Origin of the sequence: Paraburkholderia dioscoreae, from assembly GCF_902459535.1 — a bacterium.
Taxonomy (GTDB): domain Bacteria; phylum Pseudomonadota; class Gammaproteobacteria; order Burkholderiales; family Burkholderiaceae; genus Paraburkholderia; species Paraburkholderia dioscoreae.
In genome coordinates this window covers 717,314-742,843 of sequence record NZ_LR699554.1, presented here as the reverse complement: position 1 = coordinate 742,843, position 25,530 = coordinate 717,314, and the positions used below count along the sequence as shown (strand labels likewise).

Annotated in this window: 19 protein-coding genes; 4 read left to right on the top strand and 15 right to left on the bottom strand. The window is 65.0% G+C overall.

Going from position 1 to position 25,530, the window contains the following annotated elements; genetic code table 11:
- The first annotated feature begins 18 nt into the window (after positions 1–18).
- Positions 19–1,008 carry a cytochrome d ubiquinol oxidase subunit II gene (locus PDMSB3_RS23480; protein ID WP_007176404.1) on the top strand — a complete coding sequence of 330 codons (990 nt, stop codon included), beginning with the start codon at positions 19–21 and terminating at the stop codon, positions 1,006–1,008.
- A 47-nt stretch (positions 1,009–1,055) separates the two neighbouring features.
- Here the strand turns inward: PDMSB3_RS23480 and PDMSB3_RS23475 are convergent, their stop codons facing one another.
- From PDMSB3_RS23475 to poxB, 7 genes are all read right to left on the bottom strand, one after another.
- Positions 1,056–2,012 (bottom strand): helix-turn-helix transcriptional regulator, encoded by a 957-nt coding sequence (locus tag PDMSB3_RS23475; protein WP_165187896.1) that lies wholly within the window; start codon positions 2,010–2,012, stop codon positions 1,056–1,058.
- Between the two features lie 836 nt (positions 2,013–2,848).
- Positions 2,849–3,286 (bottom strand): PRC-barrel domain-containing protein, encoded by a 438-nt coding sequence (locus PDMSB3_RS23470; RefSeq protein WP_007176401.1) that lies wholly within the window; start codon positions 3,284–3,286, stop codon positions 2,849–2,851.
- Positions 3,287–3,502: 216 nt separating this feature from the next.
- The gene (locus PDMSB3_RS23465) at positions 3,503–4,462 is read right to left on the bottom strand and encodes an HlyD family efflux transporter periplasmic adaptor subunit (RefSeq protein ID WP_007176400.1); all 960 of its coding nucleotides are present in this window, start codon (positions 4,460–4,462) and stop codon (positions 3,503–3,505) included.
- Positions 4,463–4,525: 63 nt separating this feature from the next.
- Positions 4,526–4,726: a DUF1656 domain-containing protein gene (locus PDMSB3_RS23460; RefSeq protein ID WP_007176399.1), complete on the bottom strand. Its 201-nt coding sequence runs from the start codon at positions 4,724–4,726 to the stop codon at positions 4,526–4,528.
- The gene (locus PDMSB3_RS23455; protein WP_165187894.1) at positions 4,710–6,215 is read right to left on the bottom strand and encodes an efflux transporter outer membrane subunit; all 1,506 of its coding nucleotides are present in this window, start codon (positions 6,213–6,215) and stop codon (positions 4,710–4,712) included. The genes PDMSB3_RS23460 and PDMSB3_RS23455 overlap by 17 nt, the downstream gene beginning before the upstream one ends.
- Complete coding sequence (locus PDMSB3_RS23450) at positions 6,212–8,389, bottom strand: FUSC family protein (RefSeq protein WP_165187892.1); 2,178 nt, start codon at positions 8,387–8,389, stop codon at positions 6,212–6,214. Before PDMSB3_RS23450 ends, PDMSB3_RS23455 begins: the two co-directional genes overlap by 4 nt.
- Positions 8,390–8,708: 319 nt before the next feature.
- Positions 8,709–10,430, bottom strand: a complete 1,722-nt coding sequence (gene poxB / locus PDMSB3_RS23445) for a ubiquinone-dependent pyruvate dehydrogenase (protein ID WP_007176396.1) — start codon at positions 10,428–10,430, stop codon at positions 8,709–8,711.
- A gap of 307 nt (positions 10,431–10,737) precedes the next feature.
- On the opposite strand from poxB, the gene PDMSB3_RS23440 reads away from it, so the two are divergent.
- A complete protein-coding gene (locus PDMSB3_RS23440) occupies positions 10,738–11,658 on the top strand; it encodes a LysR family transcriptional regulator (protein WP_007176395.1) in 921 nt (306 codons plus the stop codon).
- 7 nt (positions 11,659–11,665) lie between these two features.
- Here PDMSB3_RS23440 and PDMSB3_RS23435 read toward each other — a convergent pair whose 3' ends face one another.
- From PDMSB3_RS23435 to PDMSB3_RS23425, 3 genes are all read right to left on the bottom strand, one after another.
- Positions 11,666–14,671, bottom strand: a complete 3,006-nt coding sequence (locus tag PDMSB3_RS23435; protein WP_007176394.1) for an ATP-binding protein — start codon at positions 14,669–14,671, stop codon at positions 11,666–11,668.
- Positions 14,672–14,983: 312 nt separating this feature from the next.
- Positions 14,984–15,472, bottom strand: coding sequence for a DUF3331 domain-containing protein (locus PDMSB3_RS23430; RefSeq protein WP_035517056.1), 489 nt, complete (start codon positions 15,470–15,472; stop codon positions 14,984–14,986).
- 214 nt (positions 15,473–15,686) lie between these two features.
- Positions 15,687–16,649 carry an MBL fold metallo-hydrolase gene (locus tag PDMSB3_RS23425; RefSeq protein WP_405044905.1) on the bottom strand — a complete coding sequence of 321 codons (963 nt, stop codon included), beginning with the start codon at positions 16,647–16,649 and terminating at the stop codon, positions 15,687–15,689.
- Between the two features lie 312 nt (positions 16,650–16,961).
- Between PDMSB3_RS23425 and PDMSB3_RS23420 the strand changes: the two genes are divergently transcribed.
- Together PDMSB3_RS23420 and PDMSB3_RS23415 are read left to right on the top strand one after the other, a co-directional pair.
- Entirely contained in the window at positions 16,962–17,876 is a 915-nt protein-coding gene (locus PDMSB3_RS23420) for a helix-turn-helix domain-containing protein (RefSeq protein WP_007176391.1), read from the top strand.
- Positions 17,877–18,122: 246 nt separating this feature from the next.
- A complete protein-coding gene (locus PDMSB3_RS23415; RefSeq protein ID WP_165187890.1) occupies positions 18,123–19,964 on the top strand; it encodes an ATP-binding protein in 1,842 nt (613 codons plus the stop codon).
- On the opposite strand, the gene PDMSB3_RS23410 is transcribed toward PDMSB3_RS23415, so the two are convergent.
- From PDMSB3_RS23410 to PDMSB3_RS23390, 5 genes are all read right to left on the bottom strand, one after another.
- Positions 19,954–20,775, bottom strand: a complete 822-nt coding sequence (locus tag PDMSB3_RS23410; protein ID WP_165187888.1) for an alpha/beta fold hydrolase — start codon at positions 20,773–20,775, stop codon at positions 19,954–19,956. The two genes, PDMSB3_RS23415 and PDMSB3_RS23410, sit on opposite strands and share 11 nt — an antisense overlap.
- 142 nt (positions 20,776–20,917) lie before the next feature.
- Entirely contained in the window at positions 20,918–22,639 is a 1,722-nt protein-coding gene (locus tag PDMSB3_RS23405; RefSeq protein ID WP_007176388.1) for an FAD-dependent oxidoreductase, read from the bottom strand.
- 73 nt (positions 22,640–22,712) lie between these two features.
- Positions 22,713–24,239, bottom strand: coding sequence for an alginate export family protein (locus PDMSB3_RS23400; protein WP_165187886.1), 1,527 nt, complete (start codon positions 24,237–24,239; stop codon positions 22,713–22,715).
- A complete protein-coding gene (locus PDMSB3_RS23395; protein ID WP_165187884.1) occupies positions 24,229–25,176 on the bottom strand; it encodes a VOC family protein in 948 nt (315 codons plus the stop codon). The genes PDMSB3_RS23400 and PDMSB3_RS23395 overlap by 11 nt, the downstream gene beginning before the upstream one ends.
- A gap of 84 nt (positions 25,177–25,260) precedes the next feature.
- The gene (locus PDMSB3_RS23390; protein WP_007176385.1) at positions 25,261–25,503 is read right to left on the bottom strand and encodes a DUF1427 family protein; all 243 of its coding nucleotides are present in this window, start codon (positions 25,501–25,503) and stop codon (positions 25,261–25,263) included.
- Between the last annotated feature and the right edge of the window lie 27 nt (positions 25,504–25,530).

The window sequence follows — 25,530 nt, the reverse complement described above, 5'->3', positions numbered from 1 at the left end:
CCGTTCCGAGGCAATCTCATGGACAGCTCCACTCACACGATGCTCGCCGTCACCTGGTTCGGACTGATCGGCCTGATGCTGGTGTTCTACGTCGTCACCGACGGCTTCGATCTCGGCGTCGGCATACTCAGCCTGCTGCGCAAACGCCGCGAGGACCACGACGTGATGGTGCAGACCATCGGCCACGTCTGGGACGCCAATGAAACGTGGCTCGTCGTGCTGGGCGGCGCGCTGTTCGGCGCGTTCCCCCCGGCCTATGCGTTGCTCCTGCAGGATCTGTATCTGCCGGTGATGCTGCTGATCGGCGGGTTGATCATGCGTGGCGCCGCCATCGAGTTTCGTCACAGCGTCTCGCACGGTCCGACCTGGGACAAGGTGTTCGGCATCGGCAGCCTGATCGCCGCGATCGCCCAGGGCGTAATACTCGGCAAGGTGATCACCGGCCTGATTCCGGGAGACATGAGCGGTGTGTTCGTCGCCGTGTCCGCTATCGGCGTGGTGGCGGGTTACTCGCTGCTCGGGTCCACCTATCTCGTGAAGAAGACCGTGGGTTCCATCGAGCAATGGTCGCGCCGTCTCGCGCTGCTGAGCGCGTTCGTCACGGTGGCCGCGGCAGTCGTGCTGACCGCGGCGACGTGGTTCTTCAGCGAGGTGGGACACGACCGGTGGACGCAGCACGGCGTGTTTCATGTACTGATCGCGCTAGGGCTCGCCTCCGCGTTGGCCTTCGCTTACATCATGGGATCGTTGTATCTCGGCAGTGTGCGCGGGCCGTTTCGCGCGTCGGTTGCGCTGTTCGTGTTGTCGTTTGCCGGGCTGGCCGTCAGTCTGTTCCCGGACTTTGTTCCGGGCAAGCTGGGGATTGTCGAGGCTGCGTCCGATACACCCACGCTGGTGTTCATGTTGATCGGGATCGGAATGGTCTTTCCGGTGATGATCGGATATAACCTGTATCAGTACTATATTTTTCGCGGCAAGGTGGTGGGACAGGCACATGCAGGCGAATGAGAGGCCGGCCTTCGCGCGGCGAGCCGGCATAAAAGCCGCGTATGTGTCTACCGATCGACATTCGCTTTCATCCGCCAGCAATACGGTGTTTCTCCAACCAGGCGTTTGAACACCGTCGTAAAGTGAGCCTGCGAACGGAAGCCGCAGCTCAATGCAACGTCGAGCACGTTATGTTTCGACTCCCGCAAAAGCTGCTGCGCATGGTCGATCCGGCGGCGCAACAGGTATTCGTGCGGACGCATGCCGGTGGCGCGGCGAAACTGCGAGGCGAAATGCATCCGGGTCAATCCCGTGCTGTTGGCGATATCGGCGAGTCCGATCGGTTCGGCAAGGTGCGCGTCGACGAATTCGATCGCGCGGTTGAGCCGCCAGAGCGGCAACGCACTCGCCTCGCGCGTCTGCCGGTCTTTCGCGGTGAAATGCCGGACAATCACGCGCGACACGATCGCAAGGCTCACGCTGTCGGTGAAGACCTTGCCGAGCGCGGCGTCGTCGGATTGCGATACGGCGAGCGCCTGTCCAAGACGTTCGAGCGCGGGATCGCGCACGAGCCCGGGATCGTCGATGCGGATATCGCCCGCATGCGGCCGGCCGAACGTGTCTTCGAAGCATTCGCTCAGCACCTGCTGCGAAACGAACAGGTGCAGCACGTCGCCCGGCGATTCGAACACGGCGCGGCACGCCACCTCCGGCGCGGTGATCTGCAAGGCGCCCGCAGTCACCCTGCCGCGCACGAGCGTGCGGCCGGCATGGGAGAAGGTCAGCGACGTGCATTTGAGATTCATCGCGAAGCAATGACATGCCGCACTGCCCGGATTGACGACCTCGATGGGCTGGGTGTCGTTACGGGTCCAACGCGACACGAGAATATTGCCGCGCTGGGCCGTGTCGGCGGCTTCGTCGCCGGGACAGCGCCATTGATGCTCCATGCCGATCCGGCTCACCAGACTTTTCCGGGCGACATCCGCTGCGGGTTCGGGATATAACGTCGACGAACTGATCATGATCGGGGCATCCGTTCAAGTGGTGAGGCAGTGCCCAATAAACGCGGCGCTGCATGGACTCCAAGGTATCGCACGGCGATTGGTCCAACCTGTCCTACCTACGGTTGTCTGCAATGACCATTGGTTGGGTCGTTTCATATCCGGGTTTAATCGAGCGGCAAACGGCGCACGCCGCGCGGGGCGCGCGGAAGCGAACGTCGGGGCGTGCCGGAATCAGTGGAAACTACCGCGCTTCTTTGAATAGAAGCCATGAACGACCTATACCCGCGTAGGAGTCCGCTAGCCTCGAAATCCGCGGACACCACGCACGAATTGCGCCGTCGCGCACACCGCGTTCAACTGCGAGAACTACGCGCCGGCGTCGTCATGCCTTGCGGCGGCTCGATGCCGGGCACGATGACGGCGGCCGGCATCGACATGAGATTGGCGTCGAGCGGCGCTCCGGGAGGAGCTCGGCGGCAGGCTTTCATGACGGCCGGACCGACGGGTGGCCACAGGCCAGCAGAGCGCAAGGAAGAGGTAGGCAGGTACATGGACATGGCGTTCGAGGCGGGCATTCGTTGACGAATACCGGCAGCCTGTCCGTCAGGATGACAGCCAGCGCGGCTGTCAGGGCACATGACACTCAGACCTACCGGCGAGCGATAGCTTTCTGTCTGAAGTGGATCATGCGCGAGCACGCGTCAATGGCGGTACTTATTTTTTCTTAAACCTTCAAAAACCACGGCCGCGACAGACTTCCGCACTTGCGCCGGAAGTCATGTCGCACAGGCGGCCAGGACGTGAGCCGCCATTCACGCGGCGGACATATCGAGCCGCCGCGTGAGACTCATCCATTAATGATGGCCGTAGTCCTTGCGAGCGATAGGAACCGTGCGAACCTTCGAATAGACGAACACGGGCAGCGACTTGACCACCTCACGCGTGGCGCCGGCCCAGACGAGCTTGCCGTTCGAATAGTCCAGCTGCGACATCGGAATCGCCACGTCGTGCTGGGACACGCCGAGGAACTGGTGAGCCGCCACGATCCCGAAGGAAACGGCGTTGTCCGGCGCGACGATGATGTCGTGGAGCACGCCGACTTTCTCGCCCTTGTCGTTGTAGATGCTCTTGCCGAGCAGGCTCTTCTTGACGCTCCAGCCTTCGACGACGAGTTGCGCCTGCTCCACGGTAATGCCGATCGGCTGCGCGCCCGCCACCTGTGCATTTGCCTGCTGGCTCATCGCGCCGAACGCCGACGCTGCCAGAAACACGAGTGTCCACTTTGCCTTCATGATGATTTTCTCCGCGAGATGCGTTGTTGAAAAAAAATGAATCGCAACACAGTGACGGCATCTGACGTGCCGCTGCCCAGGTCGCGCTGACCGCTACTATGAACCGATTGCGGGCGTAGCGCTTTCGAATTTGCACGGCGGCGGAGCTCTCGCATCCGCCATGTGGTCTCCGCCGGTGCCCCGCGCACCGGCCGGGCGCAGCGGCGCGATCGGTGATCATTGGCCTGCATGCGGCTGCAGCGTGACCGTGCAGGTCATGCCCATCGCGAGCTTGAGGCCGGCGGGAATCTGGTCGAGGTGGATCCGCACCGGCACCCGCTGGGCGAGCCGCACCCATGTGAAGACCGGATTGACGTCCGCCAGCAGGTCGCCGTTGCTGGTCGGGTTGTCGCGGTCGGCAATCCCGCTTGCCAGACTGTCGACGTGCCCCTGGATGTCCTTGCCGCCCGACATCAGCCGCACCACCGCGTGATCGCCGATATTGACGTGCGGCAGTTTCGTTTCCTCGAAGTAGCCGTAGACCCAGAACGAGTGCGAGTCGATCAGCGCCATGCGCGCCGTGCCGGCCGTGGCGAAGTCGCCGGGATACAGGTTCAGGTTGGTAATGAAACCGTCCGACGGCGCACGCACCTCGCTGCGCGTCAGGTTCAGCACGGCCGTCTGCTGCGCCACCACGGCCGCCTTGACCGCAGCTTGCGCCGCGCCATAGGCGGCGACGTCGGCGGAATAGTCGGCGGCGGACTGTTTGGCGAGCGCGGCCGAATCCAACCGGCTTTCGTCCGAAATCACGTCGCCAGCCAGGTTGGCCCGCCGCGCCGCCTGGGCGCGCTTCATCGCGAAACCGGATTCGCTTGCCGCCATGCGCGCCCTGGCCTGCGCCAGTTGCGCCTGGGCGCGCAGAAGATCGGCGTCGGCCTGCGCGACCGCATAGTGGAAGCGGGCCGGATCGAGCACGAACAGAATGTCGCCCTTGCGCACCAGTTGATTGTCCTTGACGCGCACTTCGCTCACCAGCCCCGACACATCGGTGGCGACCTGCACGACCTGCGCGCGGACGCGGCCGTCGCGGGTCCAAGGCGAGAACATGTAGTCGAGCCACAGCATGCGGACCAGCGCGATTGCCACCACGAGTAGCGTAAGCGTAAAAATGGCGCGCAGGATGGATTGCGTTTTCATCTTGATGACCTGGCGTGAGCGGGAGCAGTCAGCGGGTTCATGGGGATCAGTAACAGGCGAGCGTCATCGCCACAGCAGCAGCGACACGCCGCTGAACATCGCGGCAAATAGCGCAACGCGGAACAGGCTCGGGTGCCAGGTGTAGCGATAGAAGCCGAGCCTCGCCAGCACCAGGTCGAGGACGACGAACAGCAGCACGCAACCGGCGAGAATCGGCAACAGCCCTGGCACGAGCAGCGCAAACAGATCAATTTCGCCCGGCATCGGCCACTCCTTCCGGCACACGATCCGCCGGCGCCGCGGCGAAACCGCCGCCAAGCTCCTTCATCAGCAGGGCCCATGCGTCGAGCCGCCTGGCCTGCACGGCCGCAAGGCTTTCCTCCTGCTCCAGCTGGGCGGCCTGCGCCGCCAGCACATTGATGAATTCGGTAATGCCGCTGCGATAACCCGTGTCGGCGAGCTGAAACGATTTGCGCGCCGAATCGAGCGTGGTTTCGATCGACGCCTGCTGCTGTTCGAGCGAACGCAGCGACACGACCTGCGTCGCGACGCCCTGCATCGCATTCACCACGCTCTGGTTGTACGCATCCACCGCGGCATCCCGTGACGCGACCGCGACGCCGTAGTGGCCGCGCCGCCGCCCCCCGTCGAAGATCGGCAGCGAGATCGCCGCGCCCACGCCATGACCCACGCCGTCGCTATTGACGAAGTTGAAGAAGCCGCCGAAGGTCGCCGCCGAACCCAGCGAGGCGCTCGCCAGCAGATTGATGTCCGGATAGAAATCGGCGTGCGCCGCGTCGATGCCCTTGTCCGCTTCGAGCACGCGCCAGCGCCCCGCCACCACGTCCGCGCGGTGCCCGATCAACTCGGCCGGCAGAGATGCCGGCAAGACCACCGGCACGTTGAGCGCGAGGCCCGGACGGCGCAGCGCATCGCCATACCCCGGCCCCTTGCCGGCGAGACCGGCGATGCCGATGCGCTCCAGCGCGAGTTGCTGCTGCGCCTGCCGCACCCGCGTCGTGCTCATCGCGAGCTGGGTCTGCGCCTGGCTGACTTCGAGACCGCTGCCGACACCCGCGCGCCAGCGGCGCGTCGCGATGTCGAGGGTGCGCTGCTGTTCGGCCTGCACTGCGTGGTAGACGTCGAGCAATGCATACTCCAACGCCAACTGCACGTAGCTGCGCACCACGGCGGTCTGCAATTCGATTTCCGCGAAGCGCGCGTCCGCGGCTGCCGCGTGCACATTGTCCAGCGCGCCTTCGCGAAGCGCGCGCGACTTGCCCCACAGATCGAGGTCATAGGAAAGGTCCGCCTGGATGGTGTTGCTCCACACCGTGGTGCCGCCCGGCGGCGCCGGGGTCGTATAGCGCGCATAGCGCCTGCGCTCGAAGCTGCCGCTCGCTTCGAGTTGCGGCAACTCGTCGGCGCCGGCAATCTGCGCCTGGAAGCGCGCCGCGTCGATCCGTTGCTCGACCGCGCGTAAGCCGGGGTTGCCTTCGGTGGCGTCCTGCACCAGCGTATCGAGTTGCGGATCGTTCCATTGACGCCACCACCCGCTCGCCGGCCACTTCGCATCGGCCTGCGTGGCGCGCAGCGCGGCGCCCGGGTCGAGCGTCGCGGGGTCGAGCATCGACTCGTGCGTGCGGATGCCGCCGCTGTCGATGCACGCCGTGAGCAGCAGCGCACAGGCGAGCGCGGCCGCCACCGGCCGGCACGTCGCGCGCAGCGGCAAGAACAGGCGCCGGGGCTTCATGCCGGCGCTCCGCTGGCTTGCCATAGAGCGAGACTGTCGTCGCGCAGCGTCAGTTCGGTGAAATGCAGCAGCGCTCGCATCCGGTAGCGCGCGAGCGTCTGCGCGTCGACCGCGATGTTCGGTCCGAGCGGCAGCAGGTCCAGCGCCTTGCGCGTCGCGGCCAGCGCGCGTTCGGCGGCCCGCGGCGTGGCCGCCGCGAACACGTCGGCGAGCGCCGCAAGCCACGCATCCTGCTCCGCGGGCCAGCCCGCCGGAAGGCTTGCGGCGAGCTGTTCGCTATCGAGTCGCAACTGGATCATCGAGCGGCCAATCTCCAGCGCGGCGAACGCCCAGCCGATCAAACGATCGCGGTCCACCCGCGCGTCGACCGGCGCCGACGCGATCTGCAGGATGAAGTCCCGCAAGCTCAATTCGAAGCTGTAGAGCAGATCGTCGAGGTCGCCGTCGCGCGCGTCATACGCGATCAGCCCGCGAATCTGCTTCATGTACTGCGCCGAGATCCAGTCGCCCGCGCGCGGCACGAGCACCGAAAACGCGACTGCGGCCACCCCGATACCGCATAGCAGTGCGAAGCCGGTGTCGAGATAGGCACTCGGGTGATAGACGGTGGGATTCGTGATGCCCACGATGAAACAGAAATACAGGCTGAAGCCGAGCCCGAGAATCGCCGTCTTTGCAAACGTATTCAGATAGCTGCCCACCATCACGACAATCGCCATCGAAGCGGCCAGCAACCCGAAGGTATCGATCCGCGGCAGCACCAGAAAGTTGAACGCGAAGCCGGTGAGCCAGCCGCCGAGGCAGCCGCAGAAAATCTGCCAGCTTGCGACCGCCGGATTGGGCGCCAGCGCGAACAGCGCGCTCGTGATCGCGACCGCGACAATCGCGGTCGCGCCGCCAACCCAACCCGAGGCAATCCATGCCGCGCCGACCGCGAGCACCGCCACGGCCGCGCGCGCACCGGCGATCGTCGCGGCGGTACGGTTGGCCGTGGCGCGGGTTCGGCCGATCCGGCTGATGGCCTGAAGCACCGATTGCGGCCACGACAGCCGGCCGACAGTGCGCACGTCGATATAGCTTCGGCACATCACGCGCAAATCGGCGATCGAGAAGAACAACGCCGCGCCGGTGGTCGCCACGAACTGACGCTGATGCGGCGAAAGATCGGCGAGCGATTGCAGCAGCCGGCCCAGAAGCGCCGGCAAGTCGCGCTCGAAAGCATCGAGGCGGCTCGACATGATCTCGACCTGCTCCATCGTGACCAGATCCGGTTGAGCCTCGTTCGGCACGACCGCGAGCAGCCCGCCGATCAGTTCTCCGACTGCCGCGAGCGCGCGCGGATCAGCCTCGGCGGCAACCCGCGCCTTCAACTGGTGAAGTGCGTGAATCCATGTGACGGTATCGAGAAAGCTCCGGTCGAGATCGAGAAACACATGGTTGCGCAGACGGACGGAAGGATCCTCGAACACGGCGCCGCTGCGCAGACTTTCCACGCCGACGCGCTCGCGAATCAGATCGAGAAACGTGTCGAAACCCGCGACGCCCTCCGTGCGGCCGAGCATCGTATGCATCGCGCTCAGCAGGTTCGTGAAATTCTTACGGCTCGCCGCGTAGAGGGCCGGCGCGACCGGCTGCGGAAACACCACCGCGCTCACCACGCTCGCGCACACCACGCCGATCACCACTTCGCTGACGGTGAACACGACGTTGTCATAGACGCCGTAGGGATTGGACCAGACCGGTATCGCCGTGATGGCGGTGCCGTAGCCGGTCAGCACGAAACCGTACGACTGGAAATTGCGGTAGTAGGCGGCGCCGAATACGCACACGCCGATCCACACCGCCAGCACGGCAAGGAACAGCAGCGGCTGCTGCGGAAACAGTGCGATGAGCAGCAGACCCGCGAAGCTGCCGCACACCATGCCCAGCCCGCGATAAAACCCCCGCGCGATCACCATGCCGCTTTGCTGATGCATCATCACGATGACGCATGAAACCATCGCCGTGGCCGGCGTGCGCAGTTCGAGGCGCATGCACAGCCCCATCGCGAGCGTCATCGCGATGGCCACCTTTGCGATATGCAGCAGGCGCGGGCCGTCGTCCTTCCAGTAGGTGATCAGCTCGTCCCGCCATCGAGGCTGGACCGCGCTGCCGGCAGCGGCTTGCTGGGTCATAGGGCTCTCGTCAGTCGCTCAACGTGTGCTGGTTCGTGTGGGTATTCGTGCGCGTGTTCGTGCGCCTGTTGCCGGGTCCGCCGGCCGCCAGGCCTTGCGAATACCGCTATGTCTACGATGCGTAGTCTGCAATAGACGGGCACGGCGCATTTGCGCAATCGCACGCTTTTTTTCGTATGCGCTGTGTGGCATGCATCTGTGTGGCATGGGCTGCGCAAGCCCGTACGCTGCGTGAAACGCCTTCGCCGCATGCGCACGTTGCACCAAAGAGGCGCCTGGAATGCCAGGCGCCCCGCTTCACTGCAAGCCGTTCGTACGGCTAGCGCAGGTTGGTGCGCGCCAGTTCGACGATCTCGTCGCCGCGTCCGTTGAGGATCGCCCGCATCATGTAGAGGCTGAAGCCCTTGGCCTGCGCGAGCTCGATCGTCGGCGGCATGGCCAGTTCGTGTTTCGACGTGACCACGTCCAGCAGCGCCGGACCGGGATGGTCGAACACCTGCTTCAACGCGCCCGCGACGTCTTCCGACTCCTCGACGCGGAGACCGAAAATACCCGCCCCTTTCGCGATTGCCGCGAAATCGGTTTTGGCGAGGTCGACGTTGGTGTCGAGATAGCCGCCCGCCTTCAACTCCATCGAGACGAAACCAAGCAGGCTGTTATTGAACACCACCACCTTGATCGGCAGGTTGAGCTGCCGCGCGGTGAGCAGATCGCCGAGCAGCATCGACAGGCCGCCGTCGCCCGACAGCGACACGACCTGGCGCCCCGGATGCGCGCCTTGTGCGCCGAGCGCCTGCGGCATCGCGTTGGCCATCGAGCCGTGGTTGAACGAGCCGTGCAACTGGCGCTTGCCGTTCATGGTCAGATAGCGTGCGGCCCAGACGGTCGGCGTGCCGACGTCGGCGGTGAAGATCGCGTCGTCGCTCGCGGCTTCGTCGATCATCTTCGCCAGATATTGCGGATGGATCGGGCGGCCCGCGCCGGCCGGCGTCGCGAGATCGTCGAGCCCCTTGCGCGCGGACGCGTAGTGCTTGCGGGCGTTGTCGATGAAACCGCGGTCGGTCTTGCGCTGCAGCTTCGGCAAGGTGGCGGCGACGGTTTCCTTCACCGTGCCGACGAGACCCAGCGCGAGCGGCGCACGGTGGCCGAGCTGCGAGCCCTTCCAGTCGATCTGGATGATCTTCGCGTCGGCCGGATAGAACGGCCGGTAGGGAAAGTCGCAGCCCAGCAACAGCAGCGTGTCGCACGACATCATCGCGTGATAGCCCGAGCTGAAGCCGATCAGCCCGGTCATGCCGACGTCGTACGGATTGTCGTACTCGATGAACTGCTTGCCGCGCAACGCGTGAACCACCGGCGCGCCGAGCGTGTCGGCAAGCGCGACCACTTCGTCGTGCGCGCCCTGTGTGCCGCTGCCGCACATGATCGTGACCGCGCCGGACGCGTTCAACAGCGCCGCGAGCCGATCGAGATCGGCTTCGGCGGGCACGATCCGCGGCGGCGCGCTTTCCGTCCACGACGGCGCTTCAGACGGTCCCTCGCTCAACGCCACGTCGCCCGGCAGCACGATCACGGCAACACCGCGCTCCTCCACCGCGGTACGCATCGCGCGCGCCAGCACGCGCGGAAACTGCGCCGCGGAGGACACCAGTTCGACATAGTGGCTGCACTCCTTGAAGAGCTCCTGCGGATGCGTTTCCTGGAAGTACCCGAGGCCGATTTCGCTCGACGGGATATGCGCCGCGATCGCGAGCACCGGCTGGTGATTGCGATGGCAATCGAACAGGCCGTTGATCAGATGCAGGTTGCCCGGTCCGCAACTGCCGGCGCACACCGCGAGGCGCCCGCTCGAAGCCGCGTCGGCGCCGGCCGCGAAGGCGGCCGATTCCTCGTGACGGGTATGCATCCAGCGGATCGAGCCGACCTGATCGAGACTGTAGGCGAGTCCGTTCAGGCTGTCGCCCGTCACGCCCCAGATCCGTTCGACGCCCGCCGCGGCGAGCGTGCGGGCGAGATAAGCGGCAATGGTGTTGCTGGCCATGCTTGACTCCTTTTTCACGGTAGTGGCAGAACGACCGGGCGCCGAAGAATCGGGACCGCGGTCGGGAAGACCGGAAGAAAACGTCACGGGAAACGGCGCGGCACGCCTTGGCCGATCCTTTTAAACTAGGCGACTATCCGAAAAATGTCCTGAAATAGCCCTGAAAACACCTTAATGACGCGGGCACCATACAGCCGGTTCAGGTTCGCAGAAGCGGATTGAAAGGCCGCCGTCCCTCGCGCGCGGCACTCGCGAGAAGCGGGGATTCCAGTATGCTGACGTACCTCCTCATATCCGGCTGTACGACATGAATCTCTCGTTCGAAGTTCTGCAGGTGCTCGATGCCATCGATCGAACCGGTACTTTTGCCAATGCGGCGGAACAGCTTCACAAGGTGCCGTCGTCGCTGTCGTACCTGGTCCAGAAGCTGGAGCTCGATCTCGGCGTCAAATTATTCGACCGCAGCGGCCGTCGGGCGATCCTCACGCATGCGGGGCGGGTGGTCGTGGAGGAAGGGCGGCGTCTGCTGGAAGCGGCGGAAGATCTCGAGTGCAAGGCGAAACGTATCCAGCATGGCTGGGAGTCGGAGCTGCACGTCGCCATCGACGAGATCATTCCGTTCGATCTGCTATGGGATCACGTCGACGCGTTCTACAAGCTGAAGCTGGACACGCGGCTGCATCTGTCGAAAGAAGTGCTGGGCGGCTCATGGGACGCGCTGTTGACGCGCCGCGCCGATCTGGTCGTCGGCGCCGCGGGCGAGCCGCCGCCAATTCCCAATCTGATCGCCAAACCGATCGGCTCGCTGCGCCACGTGTTCGTGGTGGCGCCGCATCATCCTCTCGCTGCGGCGCCGGGACCGCTGACGCTGGAAATGGTCGCGCGGCATCGCGCGGTGGCGATCGGCGATACGTCGCGCAAGCTCGCGCCGCGCACCATCGCGCTCGCCGCCAACCAGGAGGTCATGACGGTCCCCACGCTGGAGGCGAAGCTCGCCGCACAGATCAAAGGGCTCGCGGCGGGCACGATTCCGGAGTGTCTGGCCGCCGAGCCGCTGAGCCGGGGCGAACTGGTGCAAAAGGAGGTGCTGGGCATGCGCGACGTCACGCATTTCTTTCTCGCGTGGCGCAGTGACGAAACCGGCAAGGCGCTGCGCTGGTGGGTCGATCAGTTGGACCGGCCGGATCTGATCGACGAAGTTGCGCAACAGAGAATGTTGCACGGCTGAGCGCCAATCAGCTGCCCGATCTGATTCGGCGCGACGGCGCGACGTCGAGCGCTTCCGCCGCACGACGGGAGGCAGATGGACAGATCATCGGGACGGCAGCGCGCGCTTCGCTCTCCGATGTCGTGATCCGCAGCAGATGCGCGGCGGCCTGATAATCGTCCCAGTCGAGACCTTCGGTGACTCTCGCGCAGGCGGATTGCAATAGTTTCGCGGCGTCCGCGCTTCGGCCCCGCATGTGCCAGAGGCCGCCCAGACTGGTCGAGGCGCGCAACTGGAGCGAGCGGCAGCCTTGCACCAGCGACACCTCCAGCGCCGCGACCAGACACGCCTCCGCATCGCGCATCACCATTTCGGACTGCGGCATGTCCGCCTGCCTCATGAACAGCAATTCGCCGTGGATGCGCTGGAGTTCCGCGGCGTACCAGTGGTCGCCGGTTTCGTCGCAGCGCGCCAGCACGCCGACCACGGTGGCGATGCCCTCTTCCCGCCGCCCCGCGCGCCCGAGTGCGAGGCTGTATTGTCCGGCCAGCATCGCGCGTTGCGCACCGAAGTCGAGCGACTCGAGATCGTCCAGCGCCGCGCGGAACGCTTGCAGGTGCTGCGCGCCGCCGTCCTGCACCGAGCGCAGATACTCGTCGAAGCAGCGGCAGCAGGCCTGCGCCACGCTCAGGCCCGCGCGCGCCGAGGTGTCCCGCAGCAACGCGATGGCTTGCGCCGCACGCTCCCATTTGCCCGACAGCAGCGTCAGCGGCACCAACGCCTCCACCAGCACATAGCAGGTGACAATGGCCTGTTGCTGATCGCATGCCGCGATCACGCAGTCTTCCGCGAGCCGCAGCGCCTGATCGCGCAAGCCCTGCAGCCAGAGCACCCGCGCGAGCGTCGCATGGCCGACGAGGCGCTGATCCACCGACTGCCCGAGCGGCAGGCCATGCTGCAGTTCCCCGCCGTGTTGCAGCAGTTGTTCGAGCGATGCGCGCGCCTGCTGTTGATCGCCGCTGTAATGCGCCGCGATCCCGAGCAACCGGTAGGCCAGAATCGTTCCGCTGGCGTCGCCCACCTCGGCGGCGAGCAAGGCAAAGCGGCGCGCGAACGCCTGCGCATTGCGCGCCGCGCCGGACGACTGGCTCGCATTCCACATGCCCCACAAAGCGCGCGCCTCGAACACATGATCGCCCAGCGCGATCGCCGACGCCAGAATCTCCGACCAGACGCCGAACGTTTCCCGGTTCGGTCCGCTGACATAGACAAGCGCCGCGGCAAGCGCCGCCTGAAGCTGCATGCGCACGCGCAGATGACGCGTCGAACGCGAGCCCTGCTGCGCGACGGCTATCGTATCGAGCGCGCGTTGCGCCCACGCGCGGCATTCGTCGACGAGCGACAGTTCGTAGAGCAGAAAGACGAAGTTCACGGCCAGCGTCTCGCCGAGCGCCTCGTCGCCCTTCGGCGACAAGGCCCAGGTCAGCGCGGCGCGCAGGTCGTCGAGCAACGCGCGCATGCGGTAGTGCCAGCCGTCGGAGAGCGCCAGCGCCGGGTCGGCGCAACGCGGCGCATCGCGTTCCAGCACGCTCAGAAAGTAGCGGGCATGCTGCAGCGTGACGAAACGCCGTTCGCCGTTATCGTCGAGCTTCTGCATGGCGTAGGCGCGCGTGGTTTCCAGCAGACGATAGCTGGCCCTGCCGCGCTCCATGTGCGTCACCACCAGCGATTTCTCGACCAGCCCCGACACCGCCGCAACCACGTCGATTTCATGCAGCGCCCCGTCGCCGGCAACGGCGATCGCCGCTTCCATCGTAAAGCTGCTCACGAAAACGCCGAGCCTGCGCAGCGTGGTGCGCTCGGCGTCGTCGAGCAGCGCGTGACTCCAGTCGAGTGTCGCCTTCAAGGTCTGATGCCGCGGCAATGCCGTGCGGTTGCCGCCCGTCAGCATATTGAAGCGGTCGTCCAGATGGCCGGCCAGCGTTTCGATACCGAGGATCGCCGCGCGCGCCGCCGCCAGTTCGATGGCGAGCGGTATGCCGTCGAGCCGGCGGCATACCGTGCCGGTCAGATGAATGCTTTTTTCATCGGACGAAAAGCGCGCGTCGATCGCGCGAGCGCGCGACAGGAACAACTTGACGGCGCTGCATTGCAGTACCTCCTGGCTCTGATCGTCCTGACCGGGCACCTGCAGCGAAGCGACCCAATACAGATGCTCGTTCATGATGCGCAGCGGCTCGCGGCTCGTGGCCAGCACGCAGATTTCCGGGCCGACGCCGAGCAAGGTTTCAGCGAGTTCGGCCGCGGGGCCGAGCACATGCTCGCAGTTGTCGAACACGAACAGCACACGCCGCTCGCCGAGCTCTTTGCCGACGCGCGCGAGCGTGAGCGGGCCGATGGCCGGATTCACGCCCACGCTGGCGGCGAATGCCGCGAGAACGCTGCCTGCGTCGGAGGTGGACGCGAGCGGCACCAGATAGACGCCGTCCGGAAAGCGCGCCAGCAAGCCGCGCGCGACTTCGACCGCGAGACGCGTCTTGCCGATGCCGCCGGAACCGACGAGCGTCACCTGCCGTGCGGCGGCGAGCGCCTGCGAGACGTCGTCCAGTGCCTTGTCGCGTCCGATCAGCGGAGAAAAATGGACCGGCAGATTGTTCCGGACGCTGCCGCTTGGCGGGAAGTCCGCGGGTTCATCGCCGGCATTCGATTCGCCGGCACGCGATTCGCCGGCCGCGGCCGGCGCCGACGCGCTCTGCACCAGCCTGTAGCCGCGTCCCGATACCGTTTGTATCAGCCCGCGGCTTTCGCCGAGCAGCTTGCGCAGCGTGGACATATGCACCTGCAGGTTGTTCTCTTCGACGATCGCATTCGGCCAGACCTGCCTGAGCATCTCGTTCTTCGACACCAGCCCGCCGTTCGCGGCGATCAGCACGGCAAGCATGTCGAAAGCACGTCCGCCGATCCGCACAGGCGCACCATCGAGAAACACTTCGCGACGGTCGATGTTCACCTGAAGCGGGCCAATGCAAATCATGCGGAGTATCCAGGACGCGACGCTGAGAAAGAGAACGGGAAGGAACGGAGAAACTGCGGAATCGCCGCCGGGCGTGGCGTCCCAGAAGTCTAGATCAATGGGAGATCAGCGTGCGCGGAAAAAACTGAACCTATTGTTCAAATTTTTTGCACTAAGCGGACACAATGAGAAGACCGTCATGCGTCGGCTCGCGCCTGAAGTGCGGGAACGTCGGATCGTGCCGAAGCGGTCGATCAATGGGACAGGAGTTGGGGGAAACTGCGCCGGGCTCACTACGTATCCCGGCAGCAACGCAGCACAGTTGCTGAAGATCTAACGCGCATCGTCCGCCGTGGTCAGGGCGGACATTTGCTCGACCACCGAGGCGAGAATCATCGCGGTAGCGTTGGCCGGCATGCTCGCCCGCACTCGCGGCTTGTAGATCGGATCGTCACGACGGATCACCGCTCCGCTCAGCGCACAGTAACCCTTCTGGCGGGCGCGGCAACTGATCCACACCTGGTCGTCGTAGCGGCAGCGGGTCGCATCCTGCCAGAGCACCGCCACCGACGTATCGGACAGACGCTCGATCACTTCGACCTGGATATGCGGCGACGGCACGCAAGCGGCCATGCGAGGCGTGCGCCGCTCGCGGGATGCTTCGCCGCCTTCGCCGCGATAGCCCGGCAACAGAGCGTGAATCACGTGATCCCACACCGAGGCGCGCAGTCCGTCGGGGGACGCGTCGGCCGGCTCGCGCGGTGCGCAACATGCTTCCCGGCTTGCCTCGCCGCGCGGCGTCAAACAGGTTTCGCTATGCATCATGCTTGCTCCCATCAACTGGCAGTGAACCTTGCGACGCGGCCGACGATTCCGGCAAAACCGCGATCGTCCACCGTCGCCCTTGCTTGACTCATCCGGCGGACGAACGATATCCAGCCCCACGTTGCGCCCGTCGTATCCCGTCCCCAGGTCCGTTTCGCCATAGCCGGGCAGATCCGGCGCAATAGCGCGGTTTCCCGGGCGCGAGCCGGGTTCAATGCCCCGGCTCGGCCTCGTAGTTGACCGGCACCCAGTCGTACACGCTACCGTTTTTCCTGATATGCCCCAATCCGGGAAAAGCAATATGCGCGGCGCCGACAAGATAATGTTTGTCCGCTGCGAGCTTGAGCGCATAGCGGCGCGAGCGCTGCGCCGCGGCGGCGGCGGTATCGTATTCGACGGATGCCGTGGGGTTGCGCAACTGGATCGCCGCCACATGAATGACATCGCCCCACACGAGCAGATCTTTCGAATCGCTCTGCACGAGATAGGCGGTGTGGCCCGGCGTATGACCGGGGAGCGCGACCGCGCGAATGCCCGGATCGAGTTCCACGTCGCCGCTGAACGGCTTGAAGCGGCCGGCCGCGACATAGGGCGCGACAGACGCGATCGCGGCATCGAAAAAAGAACTGAGAAAAGCGGGCGCGCTGGCTTTATTAGCCGGATTCAGCCAGTAGTCCGATTCGACCTGGCTGACCCGGACAATCGCGTTGGGAAACGCCATTGCGCCGTTCACGATGACACCGCCGACGTGGTCCTTATGCAGATGCGTGAGCAGGACTTCGTCGACCTGTTCGGGCTGATACCCCGCGGCGCGCAGGTTGCCGGCCAACCGGCCGCAACAGTCGCCATACAGCACGCCCGCGCCGGAGTCGATCAGAATCAGCTTCGCACCGGTATTGATCAGGAATGCATTGATCGATCCCTGCACCGGCGCCTGCAGAAAATCGCGCGACAGGTCTTGCCCGATTTCGGACTTCGGTACGCCTTGAACGACGGTATCGATCGGAAAGGGATGCGTGCCGTCGAGCAATGCGGTCACTTCGAAACCGCCGACCATGATCCGGTAAAAGCCCGGCCCCTGTGTCCTGACCGGCGGCGCGGCGGCCAGCGCGGCGCGCGGCCCGACGCCCGCCGCAACGCTCAAAAAAAGTGCGCACCATAAGCCTAAGTGCATGAGCCATCTGCGCTGAATCAGTTCCGACATTCCGTTTCCCATGCCTGGTGCAATCGTGAAAAAAGCATACGACGGCGCGTCCCAAACCGGTGCTAATTTTTATTAATTGTCCTGAGGGGCGGTAATCAGCGGTTCGTATGAGCAAACATTCGTCGAATTCCCGATAGCGGCACTCGACCTGAACGAAAATAAATATTCAACGATAATAATTTCCGAGATAATCGCGGGACTCCGCCGGATATAAAACATCTCTCGATTTTGGCAACGCGAACGGGCATGTGAATGTAGCGCGACGAACCGAGGTGACGGATCATGTTCAACCAGACTGAAATTGCCCCCATCACTGCTGCACGCAAGAAAGACTCGCTGGGCTGTCTTGCGAACCAGTTGCACAAGGACATCGAACTCGAAGCAGGCGACTTCACGTTTTATCGCAAGTGCCGCCGTCAGGAGAAGACCAGCGAAGTCGCCACGCCGGCCTCCGATCGCGGCGTGCTGATCGGCGTTTCGCTCAGCGCGGGCCATCGGCGCCGCATCATCTCGGGCAACCGCTCGGCCATGCACGAATTCGACAAGGACTCGGTCTATATCCGCAATTTCGAAGAGGACTACCGCGCCGATCTGCACGGCGCATTCGACTTCGTGCTGGTGGAATTCTCGCGCGCGTTCATTACGAACACCGGCTACGAACGAAGCGGCACGCATATGACCGGCTTCTCCGCGCAGCCGGGCGGCAAGGATCCCATCTTCGGCCACCTCGCGCAGGTTCTCGCGCTGGCGCTGGATCGCGAGAGCGAAGCGAGCCCGCTGTTCATCGAACAGCTCGGCGTCACCATCGGCACGCATCTGGTCGATCATTATGGCGGCGCGCCCGCTCAATCGGTCAAGCCAGGCCGGCGGCTTTCGGGTCTGCACGAAGCACGCGCCAAAGATATGTTGCTCGCGAAGACCCAGGACAATGTCTCGCTCGAAGAGATCGCGAATGCCTGCAACCTGTCGCGCAGCTATTTCATCCGCGCGTTTCGCGAGACCACCAATCGCACGCCGCACCAGTGGCTGCTGGAACAGCGCATTGAACGCGCGCGCCATCTGCTTCGCAGCTCCGACGCGTCGCTCTCGGAGATCGCCATTGCATGCGGGTTCTCCGATCAGAGCCACTTCACGCGCACCTTCACGCAACTGGTCGGCACGCCGCCAGGAAGCTGGCGGCGACTCGCCGGCAGCTAGGCGAATCGCGCGCGCCCGGCCCGCCTGGAAACCAGCCGGGCCGGGCGCCGTCGCGACCACGAACGCGACCCCGATCACGACAATAGACTTTCCTACAAAGCATCGCACTAACGTGCAAGACATGTCTGCCGGGGCGCGGTACTTTTGCTCCTGCCAGGCCCGGCGCACGCGACCCTCTCTCCCCTCATTGCCGGCCCGCCGACGTGATCTCCGTACTTCGCCCGCAATCCTCAACCTGTCGACGCCATGATGGAAATAGGCAGCTTTCAGATCGATCTGGAGATGCGCAATTTACGGCGTGACGGCGAAGTCGTGCGCCTCGGATCGCGCGCATTCGACATCCTTGCCGCAGTCTCGTCAGCCGCCGGCCGTCTCGTCACGAAAGACGAGTTGATGAATGCGGTCTGGCCCAACACGATTGTCGAAGAGAACAATATTCAGGTTCACCTGTCGGCGCTGCGCAAGGTGCTTGGGCCGGACCGCGACCTGATCCTCACCGTGCCCGGCCGCGGTTATCGGCTTTTGCAGCGCAAGAAAAATGCTCTGCTCGACGAAGCGAGTTCGCAAGTCTCCCTGGCGCACCGCCTGCCTCCGCCCAAGTCCGGCTTGCTGCCCCGCGACGCCCAGGTCGAACTGATCCGCTCGATGCTGCAGCACGCACATGTGTTGACGCTGGCCGGCGCCGGCGGTATCGGCAAGACCCAGCTCGCCATCGAGGCGGCCCGCCATAGCGCGGCGCAGTTCGCCGATCCGGTCTGCTTTATCGAGCTCGCCGCCTTGACCACGCACGAAAGCGTGCTCTGCGCCATTGCCGAAAGCTGTGGGCTGATTCTCCCAGGTACGCAAATCGACGTGACGCGCGTGGCCGCGGCGCTCGCCGGCAAGCCCAGGCTTCTGCTGCTCGACAACGCGGAGCATGTGGTGGGCGCGGTGGCGCAAATCGCCGACGCGCTGGTAGCCGGCAACGAACGCCTGCGTGTGCTCGTCACGAGCCGGGAGCCGCTTCGCATCATGGCCGAGACGGTGTTCCGGGTCGACCCGCTCGATGTACCGCCGCCGGATGCCGGCGATGAGGAGATCCTGGCATGTTCCGCGGTGAACCTGTTTCTTCTGCGCGCCAGCTCGTTGCAGGAAACCGTGGCCGCCGGCAGCGCGGAGCTGCGGCTGGTCGGCGAGATCTGCCGCCGGCTGGACGGCATTCCGCTCGCGATCGAACTGGCGGCGGCCCGCGTCGTCGCGCTCGGTGTGGAAGGCGTGTACCGCCGGCTTGACGACCGCATGGCGATCCTGGCGGGCGGTTATCGCACCGCGCTGCCGCGCCATCAGACTTTGCGCGCAACGTTCGACTGGAGCTTCGCGCTGCTCGATCCCGTTACGCGCGCCGTATTCCGCCGTCTTGCGGTATTCAGCGGCACGTTCTGTTTCGAGTCCATGTGCGCAGTGGTCTGCGACGAGGAACACACCATGGCGAATGCGATCGGCGGCATCACCGAACTGGTGGCGAAGTCGCTCGTGAGCGTCCAGTTCGTGGGAGCCGCGGTGAAATACCGGCTCTCGGAATCGACCCGGGCCTACGCACTGGAGCAGCTCAAGGCTGAAGGTGAACTTCGGGAGATCGTTGCACGCAACGCGCGTTATGTGTCGCGCTGCGTCCAGGCCCGGCTGTCCGGCGACAGGCGGGACAGCGAAAACGAACCTGCCAGTGCGCATGATCTTCAGCCAATGCTCGACGACGCGCGCGTCGCTTTCGACTGGGCGTTTTCCGCCGATGGCGACCCGCGAACCGGAATCGAACTGGCGTCGAGTCTCGCCGATGCATTGCTCGATGCGGGCCTGTTCGAAGAATGCTGCGCACGCGCCGCACAAGCGGTCGATGCATTGGAACGCCAGCCTTTGGGAACGGTGAGCGCGACGAGCGAACAGCGGGTGCGTGCCGCGCTGGACGCAGCGTCGCGCGCTGTTCGCGAGCCGCTGCCGGCGCCTGCGCAACGCGCACGCAATCCGCTGCCGAAAAAACAGGAAAAGCACGAACCGCATGCGCCGACGGCCGCCGCAATGGCGCCGCCGGCCTGCTTCATTACGACTTGATGAACTCCAGCAGGTCCGCATTCACGCGGTCCGCGTGCGTGGTGCACATACCGTGCGGCGCACCTTCGTAGATCTTCAGCGTGGCGTTCGGCATGATCTTCGACGACAGCTTGCCGGAGTCGTCGAGCGGCACGATCTGGTCGGCGTCGCCTTGCAGCACCAGTGCCGGCACCGTCACCTTCTTCAGGTCTTCGTTGAAGTCGGTTTCGGAGAATGCCTTGACGCAGTCGTACAGCCCCTTGATCGAACCGAGCATACCGATCTGCCAGAACGAATCGATCGTGCCTTGCGACACTTTCGCATCCGGGCGATTGAAGCCGTAGAACGGCACGGCGAGATCCTTGAAGAACTGCGAGCGGTTATTCTGCACACCTTCGCGAATGCCGTCGAACACGGACATAGGCAGGCCGCCCGGATTCGCTTCCGTCTTCAGCATGATCGGCGGCACGGCCGAGACCAGCACCGCTTTGGCGACACGCTTCGTTCCATGACGCGCGATATAGCGCACCACTTCGCCGCCGCCGGTCGAGTGACCGACCATCATGATGTTGGTCAGATCGAGCGCTTCGATCAGTTCGGCCAGATCGTCTGCGTAGGTGTCCATTTCGTTGCCGTTCCACGGCTGCGACGAGCGGCCGTGGCCGCGACGGTCATGCGCGATCACGCGGTAGCCGCGTTCCGCGAGGAACAGCATCTGCGCGTCCCATGCGTCCGCATCGAGCGGCCAGCCGTGGGAGAACGTAATCGGCTGGCCCGTACCCCAGTCCTTGTAATAGATTTGCGTACCGTCTTTGGTGGTGATGTATGCCATTGCTATTGCTCCATTTGAGGTGATTGTCCGGCACATGCCGGCGTCCTATACGCCAATCGAGTATTGCCGACGGCCAGTCCCCGCTTTTTTCTGATCGCCCGCATTTTTCAGATTCGCACGCTGCGAGCGGGTGGCTTATCGCCTAAGCGGCCGCCTTGGCGAGCTGGCTCAGATACGCGTGAATCTGACTCACGACAGCGGCGCCGTCGCCCACCGCCGCCGCTACCCGCTTCGCGGATTCCGAGCGCACGTCGCCGACGGCGAACATGCCCGGCACGCTGGTTTCGAGCGGATAGCGTGCGCTCGATGCGGAGAAGCCCTGCTCGCTGCGCGCAAAACCGGTCACGACAAAGCCCCGGTTGTCGAGCTCCACGTCGCTCGCTGCGAGCCAATCCGTCTTCGGGTCCGCGCCGATAAAAAGAAACAGGTGGCGCGTGGGAATGACTTCGTCCGCGCCCTCGTCCTCATGATGGATGTGCAAGCCGGTCAGTCCGCTTTCGTCGCCTTCGAGTCCGCGCAACACGCAACGCGTGCAAAGCGATACGTTCGGCAAGGATCCGATCCGGTCGATCAGGTATTTCGACATGCTGGCGTTGAGGTCAGCGCCGCGAATCAGCACGCGGACGCTGCGCGCGAAGTTCGCAAGAAACACCACTGCCTGGCCCGCGGAGTTGCCGCCGCCCATCAGCACGATGTCCAGTCCCTTCACGAGCCTGGCCTCGATCGTCGACGCCCAGTAGAAAGTGCCGCGCCCTTCGAAACGGTCGAACCCGGGCACCGTCGGCTTACGGTACGCGGCGCCGCTCGCCACCACGACGGTGCGCGCGCTGATGCGCTGCCCGTCCTGCAGCGTCAGCGTGAAGATGTCTTCATGGCGGCTCACGTCCATGACCTTGCCGGGAATCGCCAGATGCGCACCGAATTTCAACGCCTGCTGGAACGCGCGCGCAGCCAGCGCCTGGCCCGAAATGCCGGTGGGAAAGCCCAGATAGTTCTCGATGCGCGAGCTCGCGCCGGCCTGCCCGCCCGGCGCGCGCTGATCGAACACGGCGACCGACAGACCCTCGGTCGCCGCATACACGGAGGCCGCCAGTCCCGCCGGGCCGGCGCCGACGATCGCCACGTCGTAGACATGCGATTGCTCGAAGGTCGGCACGAGCCCGAGGCACGACGCGAGCTGCGCCTCGTCCGGCGCGCGCAGCACGTAGCCGTTCGGACAGAACACCAGCGGGAAATCGCCGGGGCCGGTCGTCATGCCGCCCAGCAGCTTGATCGCGTCGGGATCGGTGCGGGCGTCGATCACCATCGCCGGGTAGGCATTGCGGCGCAGGAAGCCTTGCAGCCGGATCAGCCGCGCGTCGTCGCCATTGCCGACGATCACCGGCCCGAGCCCCTGCTCGATCAGCCCGAGCCGCCGCAGAATCAGCGCGCGCATGATGTGCTCGCCCAGTTGCGCATCGGCGACGATCAGCGCGCGCAAGCGCTCCGGCTCGATCACGAGCGTCTCGACGTCCGTCAGCGCGATGCCGTCGATCAACGCCGGCTTGCCGGAGAGCTGCGCCATCTCCGCCATGAAGTGTCCGTCGTCATGTTCGGTGACGACGGTCGAGCGCCCGAAGCTGTCGCGCGATTCGATCCGCACGCGGCCATGCAGCAGCACGAACAGGCCGAGCGCCACCTGCCCGGTTTCGAAGATCAGTTCGCCGGCCTTGAACGACATCGGCCGCGCAAAGCGGCGCAGGCTCGCAATCTCCGCGGCGCAAAGACGGGGGAACATCTGATGCCGGCGATACTCCAGCGAGGAAAACGGAATCTCGAGTTCCGAGGGCGTGGCTGCGTCGACGGATGTGCCCGGAGTGCTCATAGCTTGACCTCGTCTAGCCCGTCGCCGTAACGACAGTGTGCGGATTGCGCTCGTGCTGCCGCGTGTGCCATCTCTACCAGCCGAACTTGAGTTCGGCGCCCACGTAGTCGGCGTTGCGCGCGCCCAGATCGCGCAACGAAGGACCGACCTGAAAATGCACGGCTTCCAGCGCCGCCGCGAGATTGGCGGTGACCGCATAGTCGGCGCGCAGTTGCGTATAGAAGCCGGTCCAAGGGCTGCCGTGCCCCGCCGTTCCCGGCACGACCGCCGAACCCTGGCCGTACACGGCGTCCGCGGTGGTCTGACGCCACTGCAGACCCACGCCCGCCAGCAGCGTGAGCTTGCTGCTGGGCTTGAGAATCAGAGTCGGCTTGACGTGCACCAGGTTCGTGTAGCCGGTGTAGCCGGCCAGCGCGAAGTAGTAGCCGTTCGGAAACAGCGGATTGAAGGTGCCGATGCGCCCGTCCCCCGGATGACTGTCGCCCGAGGCGGCATCGATCTGAATGCCGAGGCGCGGGGTCCACGGCAGGGAAGCCAGCGTGTAGCCGGCCAGCGAGCCGACCGCCCACGCGCCGATGGTCTTGTTGCCGACATGACCGGACTGATACATCGCCTCGACGTCCCAGTCGATCGGCGCGACATTGCCGGCGTAGCGCGTGTCGAACACGTCGCGGTGTTCGTCGCCGCTCGCGTCGAGGAACTTCGCGTTGCTGCGGTTGTAGCGCGAGTAGTACGCGGACAGGTCGCCCGGTCCCACGTTCTTGCGCTCCACGCGCACGCCGCTGAACGTCAGATCGCGATTGGAGACGTCGTCGAAATCCGAGTTGTCGCGGTATTGGACCGGCTGCGTCGCGTAGGCGATCCAGCGCCACGGGCCGGTTTCATAGTCGGCCCAGATCGCGTCGAACGCCTGACGCACGTTCGGGCCGTCGCGCACGGAAACGAAACGCTGCAAGTCGAACGCCATTTCCTGGCGGCCGACGCGGAACTTCACCGTGCCGGGCCCGAGCGGCTCGGTAATCGCGACGAACGCCTGGCGCAAGTCGAGCGGGTTCTTGTCGACCGGCGTGACGACGTCTTTGCCATAAGGCTGTGCGTCTTCGAATTGCGTGAAGATCTGCACGTGGGGGCCGAGGCGCACGTCCGCGTGAACTTCGAGCCGTTGTAGCAGGTAGGTATCGTCGTGCTGCGCGCCGAGACCGAAGAGCGGCGCGTCGTTGATTTCGAGCCGCTCGCGCAGCACCACGCCCAGCGAAATGTACGCATCCGGATTGCCGAACAGCGGAATGTACTTCAGCGAATCGAAGGGCTTTTTCGGCACGCAGGGATTGGCCAGCACCGACCAGTTTTCCTGCCAGCGATTGAACATGATCGCGGGCCGCGCGCACGAGGCTGCGGCAGCGCCGGCAGCAGTCGTGGCGGTCGCCGGGCTGCCGGTCGTGGAGGTATCGTCCGCGCCGCCGAGCGCGGTGTCCGCCGCCGCGGTCGGCAGCGCCGCCGCCAGCCCCGTACTGAGCAGCAATGCGCGGACGGCGTGCCGCGCCCGCCGGCGCACGCGCCGCAGCGTGAACGACGGCGCGACGTGCGTCTCACTTGCCATCGTGCACTTCGGCAATGTACCCGCCCGGAAATTCGAGCATCGCGGTCTTGCCCGATCCGACCGCATACGCCGGATACAACACCTTCGCGCCGGCCGCCTGCGCGCGCTCCAGCGTCTGCGCCACGTCGTCCACGTTGTAGCCGGTGGTTTCACGTCCGAACGGGAACGGCAGCTTGCCGTCCGTCACGAACACGATCATGCGGCCGAAGCCCGACGTGATGCGGATCTCGCGAATCGTTTCGCCTGGTCGGCCGATCACGCCGGCGTCCGCGCGCGGATTGTCCGACACCACCTTGCCGTGCGAGAAGTGCAGCCAGCGGCGCACGAAGTTGTTCGCTTCGTAACGCGACACGTACACGCGGTTGTCCGGCACGCTTTGCAACGGCGCGTAATTCGGCGCCTTGGTGTGCCAGTAGAGCTGCATGGTCAGGCCGCCCGGCCATTGAATGATCGCGTCCTTGCCGATCGGATCGTCGAACGGCTCGACCAGCACGTCCGCGCCGGCCGCGCGCGCCGCTTTCACGCCCTGGTCGATGTCCGTGACGAGGTAGCCGGTGCGTTCATTGCCGAACGGATACGGGATCGGCGTCTCGAAGCCGAACACCGACAGCATGCCGACCGGCGTCTGCACATATTGCGAGGCGGTCTTGCTCGGCGTCGGCGTCACGGTGAAGACGGCGCGCTGCGAGGCCTTGCCGCCGAAGGTCGCGAGAAAGCTGTTGACGAACGCGTCGAGGTCGGCCGAGGCGACGTACACATGGGTGGTGTCGTACTGCGCGCCCACCGACACGTCCGGGTGTTTGACCAGCGCGGTCTTGCCGCTCGACACTTCCGGCGGCCCGGCATCGGCGAAGGCTGACGAAACCGCCGTCGACCCGATCAGCAGCGCGGCGGAAACGAGCGCAATGGCGCGGTACCTATGAAGCGACTTGAACATTTGAATACCCATTTGAGTTGGCAATATCTGAACCGCAGGCCCCGGAACGGCGCCCCGCCCCGTGAGCTGCATGCACCCTCCGCATCAACCGCCGTCCTTGCTCGCCTCGGGCTTTTGCACGGCGGCGCCCTTCGTCTGTTCGGCAACCTGCGCCGTGGCGGTCTGCGCAAAGAGCTGCGCTTTCACGACCGGGATGGCGTGCTCGCCCAGCACCATGCCGAGCAGCCCGGCCAGCGCGATCAGCGGCGGCGCCGGCGACTGAACCTTGAGCAGCCAGTAGAGGAGCCCGATGCCGAAGCCGACTCCCAGTGAAATGATGTAGCCCATGCCGATCGTCCTTTGTGTCAAACATCC

Bases quoted from the DNA above. Each gene is read 5' to 3' on its own strand.
- PDMSB3_RS23480 (WP_007176404.1), top strand. From the start codon at position 19: ATGGACAGCTCCACTCACACGATGCTCGCCGTCACCTGGTTCGGACTG.
- PDMSB3_RS23475 (WP_165187896.1), bottom strand. From the start codon at position 2,012: ATGATCAGTTCGTCGACGTTATATCCCGAACCCGCAGCGGATGTCGCC.
- PDMSB3_RS23470 (WP_007176401.1), bottom strand. From the start codon at position 3,286: ATGAAGGCAAAGTGGACACTCGTGTTTCTGGCAGCGTCGGCGTTCGGC.
- PDMSB3_RS23465 (WP_007176400.1), bottom strand. From the start codon at position 4,462: ATGAAAACGCAATCCATCCTGCGCGCCATTTTTACGCTTACGCTACTC.
- PDMSB3_RS23460 (WP_007176399.1), bottom strand. From the start codon at position 4,726: ATGCCGGGCGAAATTGATCTGTTTGCGCTGCTCGTGCCAGGGCTGTTG.
- PDMSB3_RS23455 (WP_165187894.1), bottom strand. From the start codon at position 6,215: ATGAAGCCCCGGCGCCTGTTCTTGCCGCTGCGCGCGACGTGCCGGCCG.
- PDMSB3_RS23450 (WP_165187892.1), bottom strand. From the start codon at position 8,389: ATGACCCAGCAAGCCGCTGCCGGCAGCGCGGTCCAGCCTCGATGGCGG.
- poxB (WP_007176396.1), bottom strand. From the start codon at position 10,430: ATGGCCAGCAACACCATTGCCGCTTATCTCGCCCGCACGCTCGCCGCG.
- PDMSB3_RS23440 (WP_007176395.1), top strand. From the start codon at position 10,738: ATGAATCTCTCGTTCGAAGTTCTGCAGGTGCTCGATGCCATCGATCGA.
- PDMSB3_RS23435 (WP_007176394.1), bottom strand. From the start codon at position 14,671: ATGATTTGCATTGGCCCGCTTCAGGTGAACATCGACCGTCGCGAAGTG.
- PDMSB3_RS23430 (WP_035517056.1), bottom strand. From the start codon at position 15,472: ATGCATAGCGAAACCTGTTTGACGCCGCGCGGCGAGGCAAGCCGGGAA.
- PDMSB3_RS23425 (WP_405044905.1), bottom strand. From the start codon at position 16,649: ATGCACTTAGGCTTATGGTGCGCACTTTTTTTGAGCGTTGCGGCGGGC.
- PDMSB3_RS23420 (WP_007176391.1), top strand. From the start codon at position 16,962: ATGTTCAACCAGACTGAAATTGCCCCCATCACTGCTGCACGCAAGAAA.
- PDMSB3_RS23415 (WP_165187890.1), top strand. From the start codon at position 18,123: ATGATGGAAATAGGCAGCTTTCAGATCGATCTGGAGATGCGCAATTTA.
- PDMSB3_RS23410 (WP_165187888.1), bottom strand. From the start codon at position 20,775: ATGGCATACATCACCACCAAAGACGGTACGCAAATCTATTACAAGGAC.
- PDMSB3_RS23405 (WP_007176388.1), bottom strand. From the start codon at position 22,639: ATGAGCACTCCGGGCACATCCGTCGACGCAGCCACGCCCTCGGAACTC.
- PDMSB3_RS23400 (WP_165187886.1), bottom strand. From the start codon at position 24,239: ATGGCAAGTGAGACGCACGTCGCGCCGTCGTTCACGCTGCGGCGCGTG.
- PDMSB3_RS23395 (WP_165187884.1), bottom strand. From the start codon at position 25,176: ATGTTCAAGTCGCTTCATAGGTACCGCGCCATTGCGCTCGTTTCCGCC.
- PDMSB3_RS23390 (WP_007176385.1), bottom strand. From the start codon at position 25,503: ATGGGCTACATCATTTCACTGGGAGTCGGCTTCGGCATCGGGCTCCTC.